Here is a 15,465-nt window from a genome sequence, read left to right as displayed (position 1 = left end):
CTAGCAAGCTAATTATAAGGAGATGAAATGGATACGCCCCTCGGAACGGATTTATCTCGCCTGGTGCGCATCTGGCGCGCGTTGATTGATCAGCGGCTCAAGCCGCTTGAGCTGACTCAGACTCACTGGGTGACGTTGCACAATATTCATCAACTGCCGCCCGAACAGTCGCAGATTCAGTTAGCCAAGGCGATTGGTATTGAACAGCCCTCGCTGGTGCGCACGCTGGACCAGCTGGAAGAGAAAGGACTCATTACCCGTTCGACCTGCGCCAACGATCGTCGTGCTAAGCGCATTAAGCTGACGCAGCAGGCGGAGCCGATTATCGAACAGGTTGAGAGTGTGATTGATGAGACGCGGGACGACATTTTGTCTGGCATCAGTCGGGAAGAGATCAGCCAGATGGTGACGCTGATCGCCCGGCTTGAGAAAAACATTCTCGAACTTCAGAACAAAGAGAAATAAAAAAACCGACGCGAGGGCGTCGGTTTTTTGTTTTACAGCATTAGCGAGGTGAAACCGTCACCTGGCTGCCGTTGGACGCCATCGCAACACGCTGGCCAACGGAGTAACGCGAGGCAGCCTGTTTCTGAACCACCATGATGGTATTGCCATCATCCTTACGGATTTCCAGCTCAACACCATCGGCTTTATTGACTGCGCCCTGTACGCCCTGGCCTGCTACGCCACCCAGAACCGCACCACCGGCTGTCGCCAGGCTACGCCCGGTGCCGCCACCAATGGTATTACCCAGGAAGCCACCCAGCACCGCACCACCGATTGCACCGATAACGTTGCTGTCATCGCCGCCCTGGATTTTCACCGGACGCACAGAAACTAAGGTACCGTACGAAACGCTCTGCACCTGTTTGGCTTCACTGGCACTGTAGGTATCACCCGACAGCGTACTGGTATTGCTACAACCTGCCAGCATAGCACCGGCCAGAGCGACCACAATTACACGCTTAATCATTTGAAACTCCTTTAGTCGAGAAGGCGCCACGTTTACCGCTGTATCCTGCACACAGTATAAGACACAAACCTGGCAAATTAATCCCTGTCCGAATAAAACACGGTTGGACCAAGCATAGACTATGCAGGATCAACAATAATTCAATCATCGATGAAAAATAGTCCCGTTACGTTATCGCTAAGCACAGTTGGATAAAAACAATTTAATCATAGAATTAGCGATCATTATTTGTCAGGCTAGCCGCAGATGAATCGTACTTCCCGCCGGAAGTAAGGAATGGCTATGAAATCAGGACGCTATATCGGGTTAATGTCAGGTACCAGCCTGGATGGGGTGGATGTGGTGCTTGCCGCCATTGATGAGAATATGGTGGCCCAGCAGGCGAGCTACTCCCATCCAATGCCACCCGCGCTGCGTCAGGCGGTGCTGGAAATCTGTCAGGGACAATCTCTGACGCTGTCACAGCTTGGGCAGCTTGATACCCGCCTGGGCCAGCTGTTTGCTGAGGCCGTGGTGACATTAATGAAGCGCGAGTCGCTGGAAGCCAGCGATATTACGGCGATTGGCTGTCATGGACAGACCGTCTGGCATGAGCCACTGGGTGACGCACCCAATACGCTGCAGATTGGTGACAATAACCAGATTGTGGCAGCAACCGGCGTTACCGTGGTGGGTGATTTCCGCCGCCGTGACATGGCACTGGGCGGGCAGGGCGCACCGCTGGTGCCCGCCTTTCACCAGGCGCTGCTGATGGATGCCACTGAACGCCGCATGGTGCTGAATATTGGCGGCATCGCTAATCTCTCCGTGTTGATTCCGGGTCAGCCGGTGCGCGGCTTCGATACCGGTCCCGGGAATATGCTGCTGGACGCCTGGATCTGGCGTAACCAGGGACAGCCCTATGACAAAGATGCGCAGTGGGCGCGCAGCGGAACAGTTATTCCGGCTCTGCTGGAGACGCTGTTGCAGGAGCCGTGGTTTGCATTGCCGCCGCCGAAAAGCACCGGGCGCGAACACTTCAATCTGGGCTGGCTGGAACAGCATCTGCGCTACTTCCCGGGTCTGGCACCGCAGGATGTGCAGGCCACGCTGGTTGAGCTGACCGCTATCACCATCACACAGCAGGTGATGCTCAATGATGGCTGCGACCGTCTGCTGGTGTGTGGCGGCGGGAGTCGCAATCCGCAACTGATGGCGCGTCTGGCTGCGCATCTTCCCGGTACAGAAGTGACCACTACCGATGCGGCGGGAATCAGTGGCGATGATATGGAAGCACTGGCGTTTGCCTGGCTGGCGTTCCGCACGCTCTCCGGGCTGCCGGGCAATCTGCCTGCGGTGACAGGCGCACGGGAACAAAGTGTGATTGGCGCAATCTATCCGGCCAATTCACTCTATCGACGTTAAGTGGGGATGGCGGGGGCTGAATGCCCCCGCAGGAGAGCAGGCGGCCGTCAGGCGGCGCCGGAGAGATGCGTCAGGTTACGAACCCCGGTTATCACCGTGGCCACCATGGTTTCACGTCGGGTAATCACCTCAACCTGGTAAAACCGGCTGCGGTAGGCGATAGAATAGATAATCGGATGGTATTTATTACCTTCTCCGTAGCGTGAGTAGTGCGCTTCGAGCGCACGGGTCGCAGCCAGGATATGGGAGGGTTCTTTATCACCGCGGATGATTTGCTTCATTCAGTTCCTCAAATGCTGTTCCTGGAGTCACGTCGCACGCAGGGCGCCGTAGCACTGGCCTAAACACTGAACATCTGACTGCTAAACATTTAATCGCTGATTTTATTATGACTGACTGTGACGCGGGAAGATGACAGAAATATGATCCCCCGGCGCTGTTAATTATTTAGCAGCAGCCGGAGAATCCAGCAAGGCAGGGAATCGCAAATTCATCCTAATCGCAGTGTTAAACCAGCTCCGGCCAGGCCACGGCGGCGATGCCATTGAGTTCAGGTCTGGAGAACAGGAAACCCTGAAACTGGGTCACGCCTGCCGCTTCAAGCCACATCCACTCTTCAGGCTGTTCAATGCCCTCCGCGATAACGCCAATCTCCAGTGAGGCGCAGCATTTCAGAATGGCATGAATGATTGCCTGCTTTGGCCCACTTTTATGCACATCAGAGATAATGGCCCGGTCGATCTTGATCTTGTCGGGCTGAATGCGGGTCAGCAGCGACAGCCCGGCAAAACCGGCACCGAAATCATCCAGCGCCAGACTGATACCAGCCGCCTTCAGCTGCCTGATAGCGGCTTCAAAGGCCTCGGGTTGCGAGATAATCTCATTCTCGGTGAACTCAACCATGATCTGCTCCGGCACCAGCCCCTGCGCAGCAATTTCGTTCAGCAAAACCGGGACGGCGTCGGGGATTTCCACCAGAGTCATGGGCAACAGATTGATCGACAGGGTCATGCCCTCGATCCCCAGATGTTTCGCCTGGGTAAAAGCGAGCTTTTTCGAATTCAGATCGACCTGATAGAGCTGCTCGCGTGATAGTCCGGCAAAGTACTCAAGCGGTGGTTCTCCCTGCGGGCCGCGAAGCAGCGCCTCCAGCGAGACAATTTCACAGGCGAAGGGGTCAACGATCGGCTGAAAAGCAAAGCTGACCTCATCTGTTGCCAGCAGCGCCGCATTGCCTTCGCGCTGCTCTGACTCATCACGAATAAACGACCAGCCCCTGGCGGAAGGGATCTCGAAATAGTTCTCTTTTTCCCGCGCTTCGACAAAAGTGCGCAGGAAATGCAGGGCGCGATCGGCATAGGTCAACTGATATCGGGTGGTGCACTTCGCCAGCACCGCTTCCAGCACCGTCTCTTTATCATGCAGCCGCAGATCGAACAGCTCCATCCCGACGTGACCAAAACGACGCGCCGGTGCGTAATCGCGCAGCAGTTCGACCAGATTATGGTGGCGCGGGTCCTGACAAATACGGCTGTAGACTGCCTTAACCGCCGCCTCAGGCCCTTCAAGCAGCTGGAAAAAGTGCGTGCCATTGAACAGCAAAATTCCGGTAACGCTGGATGATTTATTGATTTTATTCGCTTTTAACGCCAGATCATTCAGGGTTTTCAGCGGCACATTCTCTGTAATGTGGCTGCGATAAATGATTGTCGACAACATAAAGTTTTCCGGAATTTTTAATTTTTGTTAACACACTTTACCAGAAGGTTCTCCACGGGAGAACGTGGGGCCGTGTGCCTTTCTCGCCAGGGCACTATTTAGTCTTTAATCGGTAACGCTGAATCGCCCGTTCCCAGAGTGCGCTGCATAAAAACGGTATCCAGCCAGCGGCCGTGTTTGAAACCCACCGAGCGCAGAATGCCGGTCATTTCAAAGCCCGCGGCGCGATGCACGGCAATTGACCCCTGGTTCTCGCTGTCACCGACGTTAGCAATCAGCTGGCGGTATCCTGCCTGCTCAGCCCAGCTGATTGCATGCTCCAGCAGACGTGAGCCGGCTCCGCGCTTCTGAAATCCAGGGTCGATATAAATAGAGTCTTCCAGCGTATGCCGGTAGGCATAACGCGGACGATAGGGGGCCAGATAGCAAAACCCGCGAACGTCCCCGTCGCTGACGGCGATGAACCACGGCAGGCCAGCCTGCTGAATCTTTCGCATCCGCTCGCCCATCTCTGCGGCCTCAGGCGGCACCGTCTCAAAAGAGCCGGTGCCGTTAAGGACGTGCCATGCATAGATCTGCTGAATCGCCGCGATGTGGCGTTCATCTGCTTCATAAATTTCCATAACCTGCTCCGGCTTTTCATCTGAAAATCTGCACCTGGTTGAAAAACAACGGTATAGCGGGCGATTATAGGGCGCAATATAAATATGATGCGCTGCCGTTATTTCATATCTGCCATGTTTTCCAGGAATATTCCTGGCAGAACGTGGACAAAATAAAGACGCCGGTTTAGTACCACAACTGAATGGCGGTTAAGCCTATTCTGAAAACAGCATCAGTCGGGTGATTCGTGCCAGAGTTAAGGCTATTATCTTTGCGGTTTTGGTGGGGCTAAGTGATTTTGCGGAGGCGCAGCGTGATGCGATTTATTGATTTTCTGAATAGTAAGCAGGGGCTGCATGCAGCAAGAAATCACTGCTTTGAATTAAATGGTGTAGTGCTGGGTCATTTCACGGCATTATTCCTGCACGATAACCAGATTATTTTTACCAAAGATGGTAAGCAATGCGCTGTACCTTATTATCTGGGTCCCGAAGAGGATTTACTTCAGCAGAAAGTTAATCCCCGTATTAAAAATATCCGTGCGATCTGATTCGCGCGGGTGATTGTTATCACGCGATAGTCCGCCACGTAAAATGATTACTCCTCATTAGCCGGATACATATTTTCAGACTGTCTGGCATGGCATAGCAGCGACGATTTATTACATTTACCGGCGATTTTATCTCTTTCGCCGCCGTCTGCTTATTTAACTGCCTCGCCGCTGTTCTTTGCAGGTGCAATAAACAGCAACAGCAGGGCAACGATCGCAAAGAGCGTTAAGGCCGTTGTGGCACCCCAGCAGGCGTAGAGCTGACCAAACAGCAGCGATCCCACAACCTGACCTACCGCCAGCATAAAAAACAGGATGCCGACGCCCGTCGCCGGGTCTTCGGCGGTGGCGCGAGCGCCCCAGACCAACAGCACGCCTGACAGGGTAACGTAACCTGCGCCGCAGCAGGCAACCGCGATGCCTAAGCCGATAGATTCACCATGACTCATGGCCAGCACCAGCAGCGGCAGTGCCATACCACACAATGACAGCCGGTAAACCCCATTTAGCCCTATACGGGCAGCGACCAGGCCGGTTGCCGCACCCACAATGCCTGCACTTCCCGCAATCAGCCAGAGTAAGCGGGCGGTCTCTGCATCAACACCGACATGCTGACGCAGAAGCGCCGACCCAAAGCTCCACCAGGCTGCACTGACCAGGCCCGACATCAGCGCGATACCCATCAGCTGGCGCATAGTGCGGCGATAAAATCGCTGTTGCCAGTGACGCACTCTGGAGGTGCGTTCGGCCGCCTGATCCTTTAACACGCGCATGACTGGCAGCACACAGAGCAGTGATAGCAGGGCAAACAGCAGGCAGGCGGCGCGCCAGCCGCCAGGCAGCATGCTCAGGATCACTACCGTCAGGATAATGCCTGCGCTGGTACCTGCATTGATCAGTGTGTTTGTGCGCGGCTGACGTGCTGCAGGAATTCTGTGACTGACCGCTGCGGCCAGTGCGGGTGAAGCCAGACCAGAACTCAATCCGGCGATAAACAGTCCGGCCGCCAGCATCAGTACTGAAGAGGCACTGGCGAGCAGAAGCAGACCTGCCGTTGCACTGAGTGAGGCCAGTAACGCGGTCACACGTGTGCCATAGCGATCGGTCAGCGCGGCTGAAGTGAGAATAGTGAAGCAGTAAGCCGCAAAGCTGCATGCCGACAGCAACCCTGCCTGCTGTGGGGTAAACGGGATATCTGACGAGATAGCAGGCAGCATCAATCCCCATGAGAAGCGGGCCATGCCGTAAGTTGCGGCGATCAGACTAAAGCCGGTGAGGGCCAGAGCGGTAGCCGATCTCATCCGGTCACGCCGTTTTGACGCAGTAGCTGACGGGCGACCTGAGCCGCCTGTCGGGCTGCGGCGGGACCGGTGAGCAGCGCCGTAGTGATCGCGCCTTCGAAGAGTATCCAGATGGCATCACTCAGTTGCCGATCTTCAGCACCGTACAGATGCGTCACACACTGTGTGATGTAGTGGCGCATTGTGGCACGGAAGGCCAGTGCCTGCGCGGCCAGCTCACTGTCACGCTCAGCGTATTCCCCCCAGGCTTTCAGGAAGAAGCAGCCATGGGCACCGTTCGCCTTTGTCCAGTCGCCCAGCACCACAAACAGCTGCGCTATCGCCTCTGGCTGTTGCGGTGGCAGCAAGTCAGCCATAAAACGCTGCTCACGAGCACTCAGCACGGCAGAGGTTAGTGCCTCGCGTGAGGCGAAGTGGTGATAAAGCGTACGCGTAGAGACACCGGCTTCCCGACAGAGTTGATCGGTGCTGGTAGCGTGAAAGCCATGTGTGTAGAAGAGCCGCTCGGCAGCCTGAATGATATCGTTTCTCTTTTTCATTCCTCAAAAGTAAACCGATCGTTTTACTTTTTCAAGCCCATTTCTATCCTTTGAATACGGCAGTATTGATAAATCCCCGACGGCGGCTACTCTGGCGCTTCGCTTAAAGGCGTGCCGCAGGCTGTTTTTATTCTTTTTCAGTCTCTGTTTATCAATACTCATACTTACCCCGGTGGGGATGAACTTAGTTAGTTGTGACTCTAATCATAACGGAGGGTACTTGCAGGATAAATTAACCATATCACCTGTTAGTCCGTTGTTTTTAATGCATTATTTTAAGTTTAGCTGCTTTATTGATGCATTAGCATTACAACTACAACAGGGGGTGCAAAACGGAAGGGTATGTTTCAGTGCGTCGAATGCCTGAAGCGATATCATCGGCAAAAAAGGGCATATTCTCAAAGTCAGTTTGCGTTACGCAATAAAGTGGTTTTAGGGTAAATTCTCAGTTAGTTTAATAACGCTTCAGATTACAAAAAAAACCTCTTACGAATTTTGGTTCGTTTTTTTAAGATACATACAGCAACTATCAGGATGACTACCATGCTTAAAGCCAGCTACTATTATCTGTGCCCGCGTCCCATGGGTGGATGGATTTTACACAAAGAAGGTTGCGTTAATCTGTCAAAGAACGATAAACGCGTCTTTATTGGTTCGCTTTATACCCGGCAGCAGGCGCTGGCAGTGGCGAAAGTCCATCACGCCAATGCCATTCTCTGTAATGCCTGTCTGAGCACGTTTATTTGCCCGACAAGCAACAGCACGACAATTAAACCGGCGCGCGCAGCAACCCCAACCCGTCATACGCCAAAACATTAATTCACGGGCGTTAAATTCGCCGGCAACACATGGCCACATAAAAAAGAGAATAAAGCGAAATAACAGGGCGGGGCGTTCAGAATAAAAAAGGCAGCGTAAAGACGCTGCCCTGATATTTATGCCTGTTTAGGCTGGCCATTAGAGGCGGTAATTCCGCCATCGACCGGCAAATTGACGCCGGTAATATAACTGGCTTCATCGCTGGCAATAAAAAGAATGGCATGGGCGATATCATCTGCTTCACCCGCACGGCGTAGCGGAATGCGATCGTAAAAGCGTTCCATCAGCGCCTGATCCTGACTGGCATCTTCGGTCAGGTCGGTGAGGGTAAAGCCGGGGCAGACTGCATTAACCCGCACGCCATCTGCGCCGTAGTCCATCGCCAGTGCACGGGTAAAATTAGTGATCGCCCCTTTGGCTGCGTTGTAGATGCTCATGCCCCAGTCGCCGCCTAAGCCGGAAACGGAAGAGATGTTGACCACGTTGCCTTTGCTCTTTAACAGGGCAGGCATGAAATAGTGTACGCCATGGAAAACGCCATCAAGGTCGGTTTTCATCAGGGTTTTCCATGCGTCGAGTCCGACTTCATGGACGCGGCCCTGCACGATAACGCCCGCGTTATTCACCAGCACGTCAACCCGGCCATACTTCTTCAGCACGGTTTCTGACAGCTGCTTAACCTGATCGGCTTCTGAGACGTCGCACGCTGCTACCAGGTGATCGCCGGGCGTCATTCCGGCCAGCGTCTCTTCCAGTTTCTGCGCGGTACGACCTACCAGCACGACGGATGCCCCTTCTTCAGCGAAGCGCTTTGCGCTGGCTTCGCCAATGCCGGACCCGGCACCTGTCACAACCACAACTTTCTGCGTAAATCTGGACATTATGCCTCCTTATCAGCATCAATTCTCACTGTTAACAACCGGTTAAGCCTGGCAGCCATCGCCAGAAACACAAGCGCAGCGCGAAATGCGCTGCGCCAGATGACGACTTTCTAACCGGGGTTAACGGCTATGGACGTCTGAACAGGGCGAAGCTGCGTCCTTCCAGTTCGAAATCCTTTTCTTTAGTAATCACCAGACCGCGCTTCGCGGTGTCGCTGGTGGTCAGTTCCAGCACCCAGCCGCCTTCACCAAACTGCGGAATCTGGAACGGTACATTGCCTTCAAACGGATTGAACAGCATCAGGACGTCATGCCAGATGCCTTCCTCAGTCTGCAGGTCCGGCCGGCCGATATAGACGCCCAGTGTTGAGCCTTCATCCCACTGCTCAGCCTGCTGGAAGCCGCCACCGGCGTTAAACCATTTGATATCCATACCGTCGCGCCAGCTTTCACGGCGCAGCAGCGGCTGCTGCGCACGTAACGTCAGGATCTGGCGGGTGAATTCGCGCAGCGCCTCGGCAGATTCCGGCAGGTTATCCCAGTGTACCCAGGAGATTTCGCTGTCCTGGCAGTAGCCGTTGTTGTTACCCATCTGGCTGCGGCCAAACTCATCGCCTGCCAGCAGCATCGGTGTACCGTGAGAGAAGATCAGCGTGGCAAGGAAGTTGCGCTTCTGACGCTCACGCACTGCGTTGATGCCTTCATCTTCGGTCGGGCCTTCGACGCCATAGTTGTACGAGCGGTTGTCGTTGTGACCGTCGTTGTTATCTTCGCCATTGTCCGCATTTTGTTTGTCGTTGTACGACACCAGATCGTTGAGGGTGAAGCCATCGTGCGCGGTAATGAAGTTAACGCTGGCCCACGGGCGACGACCGTGCTGATCGTAAAGGTCACCGGATCCCAGCAGGCGGGCGGCAAAGTCGGTAGAGACGTTGTTGCCTTTCCAGTAATCACGTACCGTATCGCGGTACTGATCGTTCCATTCTGCCCAGCCAGGCGGGAAGCTGCCCACCTGATAGCCGCCCGGACCGATATCCCAGGGTTCGCCAATCAGCTTTTTCTGCGACAGAATCGGGTCCTGCATCACGGCATCGAAGAAGCCGCCGCGCGGGTCAAATCCATCGGGTTCACGACCGAGAATGGTGCCGAGGTCGAAACGGAAACCGTCAATATGCATCGACTCCGACCAGTAACGCAGTGAATCGAGCACCATCTGCAGCACGCGCGGATGCGAGGTGTTCACGGTGTTGCCGGTGCCGGTGTCATTGATGTAGTAACGATGCTGGTCTGGCATCGTACGGTAATAGGAGAAGTTGTCGATGCCCTTAAACGACAGCGTCGGACCCAGCTCATTGCCTTCGGCGGTGTGGTTGTAGACCACGTCGAGGATCACCTCAATGCCGGCATCATGGAAGGCGCGCACCATGTCACGAAAGCCCTGAATGCCGCGCGGCCCGAAATAGCGGGTCGCGGGCGCAAAGAAGCCCAGCGTGTTGTAGCCCCAGAAGTTTTTCAGCCCTTTATCCAGCAGATGCTGATCGTCCGGGAACCAGTGCACTGGCAGCAGTTCAACCGAGGTAATGCCCAGACTTTTAATGTAGTCGACGGTCGATTTGTGGCTCATGCCGTCAAAAGTGCCGCGCATTTCCGGCGGCAGCGCGGTGTTGAGCTGCGTGAAGCCTTTGACATGAGTTTCATAAATCACGGTTTTAGGCCATGGCACGTTCGGGCGGTTTTGATCGTGCCAGTCGAATTCATTCGGGTCGACAACCCGACACTTTGGCGTAAACGGCGCACTGTCACGGGTGTCGAACGTCAGATCTTTATCGTCGTGATAAAGATCGTACGCGAAATGGGCCTCGTTCCAGGCGATGTCGCCCGCAAGTTCACGCGCGTACGGGTCGAGCAGCAATTTATTCGGGTTAAAGCGATGGCCATTTTCCGGATCATAAGGACCATAAACGCGATAGCCATAGAGCGCGCCGGGTTTCAGCCCCGGAATATAGCCGTGCCACACTTCATGGGTATATTCCGGCAGCTCCAGACGGGCAATTTCCGTTTTGCCGCTGGGATCGTACAGGCAGAGTTCAACCCGCTCGGCGTGGGCGCTGAACAGGGCGAAGTTCACGCCCTGGCCATCAAAGTTGGCCCCCAGCAAATGGCTGTAACCCGCCGTAATTTCAAAACGCTGACTGTTTGACATTTATGCCTCGTTATTCAATGAACAGATTGACGCGTAATAAACAAATTCATTCGGATTTCACTGTGCCACCAGCACGGCGCACCACTGCGATGCCAGCTCTGTAAGCGGCAACGGGTCGCTGGCATTGAGGGTTTTACCGCTCAGTTGATCCTGATAGCGGCGATTGCCCAATGCCGCAGGCAGGTCGATGACCGTGTCAGCCCAGCGCGCTGCGGGTGGCTGATCGAGATTCTCTGGCAGCGCGTTAAACACCCGGCGTGACACAATCACAATGACCGCCTGATCCTGGTATGTGCGGGCAAAGGCGAGTACGTTATCCTGCTGCTCGCCCTCCGCTGATAGCGCCAGATAGTCACCCTGGCGGAACAGTTCAGGCTGCTGCTGACGCAGCGCCAGCAGCTTCACAATCGCCTGCTGATTGACCTGACCGCGCAGCCAGTGCGCTTCGCTGCTGTCTTGCTGTGGCGCATTAAGCATCGCGGCCAGGGCGTCGAAATCAGGTTCGCGGCGGTTATCGGGATCGACCAGACTGAAGTCCAGCGCTTCGCTGCCCTGATAAATATCGGGTACGCCGGGCGCGGTAAGCTTCACCACGGTCTGGGTCAGACTGTTGACCAGCCCGGCACGCATAAAGGGTTGCAGCGACTGGCAGAAATCACTGAGGAAGGCCCTGTTGTCAGGCGCGAGCAGGTGACGGGCATAGCCCAGCACCGCCTCTTCATAGGCGTCGTTATTGTCGGCCCAGTCGGTGCGCAGTTTGGCTTCACGCAGCGCTTTCTCTACATAAACCACAAAGCGGGCTTCCAGCGCCGCCAGACCCTCCGCATCCTGCGGCTGCAGGGTGGTTGGCCAGACGCCAGCCAGCGCTTCATACAGCATCCACTCGACCGCCGGTTCCGGTGCCGGACCATCTTTCAGGTGAACGACATGATCGTTATTCATTTCACGCCAGCGGCTGACGCACTCCGCCCAGCGCTGCGGCGCTTCGGTCAGCGTATAGAGACGCGCACGGGCATCTTCACCGCGCTTGGTGTCGTGCGTTGAGGTGCCTGACAGCGCATCGGGCTGATGTTCGCGCCGCGCCTGCATCTCTGCATGGAACTGATCCTGCGAGAAGTGACGCGCCAGCGGCTCAGCCCCCACTTCATTCAGCGCCAGCGCCATGTGCTGACGGAAGAAAAGGGTGTCCTCTACCGATTTCGCCATCAGCGGGCCGGTCAGTTGCTGAAAGCGAGTGCGGAACTGTGTGGCATCGTCGCGGGCAGCGTCGGGAATCTCAGCACGCAGAATGCGTGTCAGAAAGTCGAGCGCCTGCGTGTCCGGTGCATGGGCACTGGCTTTAACCTCGCTGACGACCTGTTGCAGCAGCGCAGTGTCGGCCGGTGTCAGGCCCTGCGGTGTGCCATAGGTGCGGTAAACCGGGAACGCCACCAGCAACTCACGCAGCGCATTTTTCAGTTCGGCTTCCGGCTGTGGCGTGTCTTCTGTATCAGCAATTTTCAGCGCCAGTTGGTGTAACCGGTTAAATTCACCCGCGAAGTTGCGGTTCGCCATCAGCAGCTTGGCAGCACGCAGCTCCGCTTTCATGTCGACGGTTTTGCCGATGACGGCCTGATATGCTTTGCGCAGGCCGCTCAGGCGATCGCTGTCGACCAGCAGATTGGCGAGCGCAGCCATAAATTCATATCCGGTGGTGCCGGAAACCGGCCACTCGTCAGGCAGCTGTTCATTGTCGCCGAGGATTTTTTCCACGGTGAGATAGCAGTCGGGACCGGCAGCCTGGCGTAACTGCTCCAGATAGCTGCGCGGATCGGCCAGGCCATCCACGTGGTCGACGCGCAATCCCTGCACTGCGCCGCTGTGCACCAGTTCGAGGATCAGCTGATGTGCAGCATCAAAGACCTCCTTATCTTCCACGCGGACACCCACCAGACCGGTCACTTCGAAGAAGCGGCGGTAGGAGAGGTCATTGGGCGCATCACGCCACGAGATCAGTCGCCACGGCTGCTGCTCATGCAGTTCGGCAATCTGTACGGCATCGCGCAGGGCGAGCACCGCCTCTTCCCGATCCTGCCAGGTCTCAGGTTTCAGCGGATAGAAATTGTCGAAGTAGGCCAGCGCCGGCTTGCCGGTCTGGGGATCACGCTGCACGCTGATCTCACCTTTTGCCAGCACCGCCTCAAAGGTGTCACCGAGGAACGGCAGCGTCAGGCGGCGTGACCAGTCGATATCGAAATAGTGCCCATAGCGACTCTGTTCGCCATGCTCAATGACATCGCGCCACCACGGGTTCTCCAGTGAGGCGGCCATATGGTTCGGCACGATGTCGAGGATCAGCCCCAGCCCGGCTGCTTTCAGCGCGGCAGCCATGCGATCAAAGCCTTCACGGCCGCCAATCGACGGCTCGATCTGGTTAACGTCGGTCACGTCATAGCCGTGGGTCGACTCCGCGGTCGCGCTGAAGATCGGCGAGGCGTAAAGATGGCTGATACCCAGCTGTTTCAGGTAGGGCACCAGCGCTGCCGCACGGTCAAAGGTCATGCCGTTGCGGAACTGGATGCGGTACGTTGCGGTAGGAATATTCATTCTGCTTCTCTCTTTTCCAGACGCACCACGATAGCGTTGGGAATCAGTTCGGTAGCGGTCTGCGGCCAGGCAAACAGGGTTTCACCCGGCAAGTCCGGGATCGGCTGCGTGCTGTCGCCGACGTTCAGCGCCAGTGACAGTGTGCCCAGCGGGAAGTCCCAGCGTACTGCCAGGAAACCTTCTGCTGTTTTCACTATCTGACCGGCATCCCCTCCGGCGGTCTGCAACAGCGGCACGATATGTTCCTGACGCAGCGCCAGCAGATGACGGGTCAGCGCCAGCCACTGCTGACCTTCCGGCGTTTCTGTGCGCTGCCAGTTAAGCTTCGACTGTTCAAAGGTGGTGACATCGTTGGGATCCGGCACCGTTTCACCGTGACCGGCATGGCCTTCGAACTCGCGGGCGCGACCTTCACGCACCGCTTTGGCCAGATCGCCATGGAAATCGGTGAAGAACAGGAACGGCCGGGTTTCGCCATACTCTTCGCCCATAAACAGCAGCGGAATGTGCGGCGAGACCAGTAACATGGCCAGCAGCACCTGCGTCCGTTCTGCGCCTGCCAGCGAGACCAGCCTTTCGCCCTGCGCGCGGTTGCCCGTCTGGTCATGGTTCTGGATAAAGTCGACAAACGCGACCGGCGGCTGGCTGCTGCTTTTCACCCCGCGCGGCTCGCCCGACTGCGACGAGACTTCACCCTGATAGACAAAGCCTTCTGCCAGCGCACGTGCTACCCGCTGTTCCGGCTGGTCGGCGAAATCCTGGTAATAAGCGTGCGTTTCACCGGTGGCCAGCACATGCACGGCGTTGTGGAAGTCATCGTTCCATTCGCCGGTGAACAGCGGAGCCTCTCCGTTTTCATCACGCGGATGCAGGAAGGTGACGTTACGGCAATCTTCGGTAGTGAGATGAACAGGACGGTCGGTAATCGTGGCGCGGATGCGCTCAGCAATTTCAATCAGCACATGCTTTTCGCTGGGGTCATCAATCTGATCGATGGCGTCAAAGCGCAGGCCATCCAGATTAAACTCCTGCAGCCAGTAGAGCGGCGCTTCCACGATGTAGCGGCGCACTGCATCAACGTCATAGGCGATACCCGCGCCCCACGGCGTCTGGCGCTCTTTGTGGAAGAAGTCTGGCGCGAGCAGCGGCAGATAGTTGCCCTCAGGACCGAAGTGGTTCAGCACGATATCCAGCACCACCGACAGACCGTGACCGTGTGCCGCATCGATAAAGGCTTTAAAATCATCGGGTGACCCGTAGGCAGCATGGGGTGCATAGAGCAGCACGCCATCGTAACCCCAGCCACGATGGCCGCCAAACTGCGACACCGGCAGCACTTCAATCATGGTGATGCCGGTTTCAGCCAGCATGGGCAGCTTCTCAATCGCCGCCCGGAAGGTGCCTTCAGGCGTAAAGGTGCCGATGTGCAGTTCATACACCACCGACTCCTGCCACGGACGACCCTTCCAGCCTGTGTTCTGCCACTGATACGCATCAGGGTCGATCACCAGCGACGGGCCGTTAACCTCCGCTTTCTGGGCGCGGGCGGCGGGATCGGGCACGGCCGTACCATCCGCCAGCACAAAATCATATTCGGCGTTCGCCGCTACACCGGCGACCTGGGCTTCAAACCAGCCATCCGCCTGCGGTGTCATTTCAATGTCTTTGCCGGAGAGACGCAGCGTCACGCGTTGCTGACCGGTTGCCCAGAGGCGGAAACGTACCTCATCACTGGCAACCCGTTCAACGCCCCAACTTTTAAAAAAAGATTTGGATTCCATTCAGTTGCCTCATTTAGCCTGGAAATACGCGATGGCGGCCACCGCGAGAAAAGGATGTCGATGACGTAAGCGTCAAAAATCATAAACCTTGCAGCGAGACCAGGAT

15 protein-coding genes are annotated in these 15,465 nt (G+C 56.1%); 4 read left to right on the top strand and 11 right to left on the bottom strand.

Annotated features, from left to right (window positions below; genetic code table 11):
- Positions 1–27 precede the first annotated feature (27 nt).
- Positions 28–465 (top strand): transcriptional regulator SlyA, encoded by a 438-nt coding sequence (gene slyA / locus HZZ01_RS05715; RefSeq protein WP_136198598.1) that lies wholly within the window; start codon positions 28–30, stop codon positions 463–465.
- A 40-nt stretch (positions 466–505) separates the two neighbouring features.
- On the opposite strand, the gene slyB is transcribed toward slyA, so the two are convergent.
- The gene (gene slyB, locus HZZ01_RS05710) at positions 506–973 is read right to left on the bottom strand and encodes an outer membrane lipoprotein SlyB (RefSeq protein ID WP_179895869.1); all 468 of its coding nucleotides are present in this window, start codon (positions 971–973) and stop codon (positions 506–508) included.
- Between the two features lie 282 nt (positions 974–1,255).
- Here slyB and anmK point away from each other — a divergent pair, with 282 nt between their 5' ends.
- Positions 1,256–2,377: an anhydro-N-acetylmuramic acid kinase gene (gene anmK / locus HZZ01_RS05705; protein WP_179897065.1), complete on the top strand. Its 1,122-nt coding sequence runs from the start codon at positions 1,256–1,258 to the stop codon at positions 2,375–2,377.
- Between the two features lie 47 nt (positions 2,378–2,424).
- On the opposite strand, the gene HZZ01_RS05700 is transcribed toward anmK, so the two are convergent.
- The 3 genes from HZZ01_RS05700 to HZZ01_RS05690 form a co-directional block, all read right to left on the bottom strand.
- Positions 2,425–2,658 carry a DUF4060 family protein gene (locus tag HZZ01_RS05700; protein WP_003850264.1) on the bottom strand — a complete coding sequence of 78 codons (234 nt, stop codon included), beginning with the start codon at positions 2,656–2,658 and terminating at the stop codon, positions 2,425–2,427.
- Positions 2,659–2,884: 226 nt separating this feature from the next.
- Positions 2,885–4,096 carry a diguanylate phosphodiesterase gene (locus HZZ01_RS05695; protein WP_179895868.1) on the bottom strand — a complete coding sequence of 404 codons (1,212 nt, stop codon included), beginning with the start codon at positions 4,094–4,096 and terminating at the stop codon, positions 2,885–2,887.
- A 98-nt stretch (positions 4,097–4,194) separates the two neighbouring features.
- Positions 4,195–4,719 carry a GNAT family N-acetyltransferase gene (locus HZZ01_RS05690; protein WP_179895867.1) on the bottom strand — a complete coding sequence of 175 codons (525 nt, stop codon included), beginning with the start codon at positions 4,717–4,719 and terminating at the stop codon, positions 4,195–4,197.
- Positions 4,720–5,015: 296 nt separating this feature from the next.
- Here HZZ01_RS05690 and HZZ01_RS05685 point away from each other — a divergent pair, with 296 nt between their 5' ends.
- A complete protein-coding gene (locus HZZ01_RS05685; RefSeq protein WP_179897064.1) occupies positions 5,016–5,249 on the top strand; it encodes a hypothetical protein in 234 nt (77 codons plus the stop codon).
- 152 nt (positions 5,250–5,401) lie between these two features.
- Here the strand turns inward: HZZ01_RS05685 and HZZ01_RS05680 are convergent, their stop codons facing one another.
- From HZZ01_RS05680 to HZZ01_RS05670, 3 genes are read right to left on the bottom strand one after another with little or no spacing between them, the layout of a single operon-like run.
- Entirely contained in the window at positions 5,402–6,550 is a 1,149-nt protein-coding gene (locus HZZ01_RS05680; protein ID WP_179895866.1) for a sugar MFS transporter, read from the bottom strand.
- The gene (locus HZZ01_RS05675) at positions 6,547–7,089 is read right to left on the bottom strand and encodes a TetR/AcrR family transcriptional regulator (RefSeq protein WP_179895865.1); all 543 of its coding nucleotides are present in this window, start codon (positions 7,087–7,089) and stop codon (positions 6,547–6,549) included. The genes HZZ01_RS05680 and HZZ01_RS05675 overlap by 4 nt, the downstream gene beginning before the upstream one ends.
- 3 nt (positions 7,090–7,092) lie before the next feature.
- Entirely contained in the window at positions 7,093–7,251 is a 159-nt protein-coding gene (locus tag HZZ01_RS05670; RefSeq protein ID WP_179895864.1) for a hypothetical protein, read from the bottom strand.
- Positions 7,252–7,632: 381 nt separating this feature from the next.
- Between HZZ01_RS05670 and HZZ01_RS05665 the strand changes: the two genes are divergently transcribed.
- Complete coding sequence (locus HZZ01_RS05665) at positions 7,633–7,908, top strand: hypothetical protein (protein ID WP_136198166.1); 276 nt, start codon at positions 7,633–7,635, stop codon at positions 7,906–7,908.
- 116 nt (positions 7,909–8,024) lie between these two features.
- Here HZZ01_RS05665 and HZZ01_RS05660 read toward each other — a convergent pair whose 3' ends face one another.
- From HZZ01_RS05660 to treZ, 4 genes are all read right to left on the bottom strand, one after another.
- A complete protein-coding gene (locus HZZ01_RS05660; protein WP_179895863.1) occupies positions 8,025–8,789 on the bottom strand; it encodes an SDR family NAD(P)-dependent oxidoreductase in 765 nt (254 codons plus the stop codon).
- 127 nt (positions 8,790–8,916) lie between these two features.
- Positions 8,917–10,992 carry a glycogen debranching protein GlgX gene (gene glgX, locus HZZ01_RS05655; RefSeq protein ID WP_179895862.1) on the bottom strand — a complete coding sequence of 692 codons (2,076 nt, stop codon included), beginning with the start codon at positions 10,990–10,992 and terminating at the stop codon, positions 8,917–8,919.
- Between the two features lie 57 nt (positions 10,993–11,049).
- On the bottom strand, positions 11,050–13,578 hold the full coding sequence (gene treY, locus HZZ01_RS05650; RefSeq protein ID WP_179895861.1) for a malto-oligosyltrehalose synthase: 2,529 nt from the start codon (positions 13,576–13,578) through the stop codon (positions 11,050–11,052).
- Positions 13,575–15,359: a malto-oligosyltrehalose trehalohydrolase gene (gene treZ / locus HZZ01_RS05645; protein ID WP_179895860.1), complete on the bottom strand. Its 1,785-nt coding sequence runs from the start codon at positions 15,357–15,359 to the stop codon at positions 13,575–13,577. The genes treY and treZ overlap by 4 nt, the downstream gene beginning before the upstream one ends.
- Between the last annotated feature and the right edge of the window lie 106 nt (positions 15,360–15,465).

Origin of the sequence: Pantoea sp. WMus005 (assembly GCF_013415305.1) — a bacterium.
GTDB lineage: Bacteria > Pseudomonadota > Gammaproteobacteria > Enterobacterales > Enterobacteriaceae > Pantoea > Pantoea rara.
This window is presented reverse-complemented; position numbering and strand designations above follow the sequence as displayed.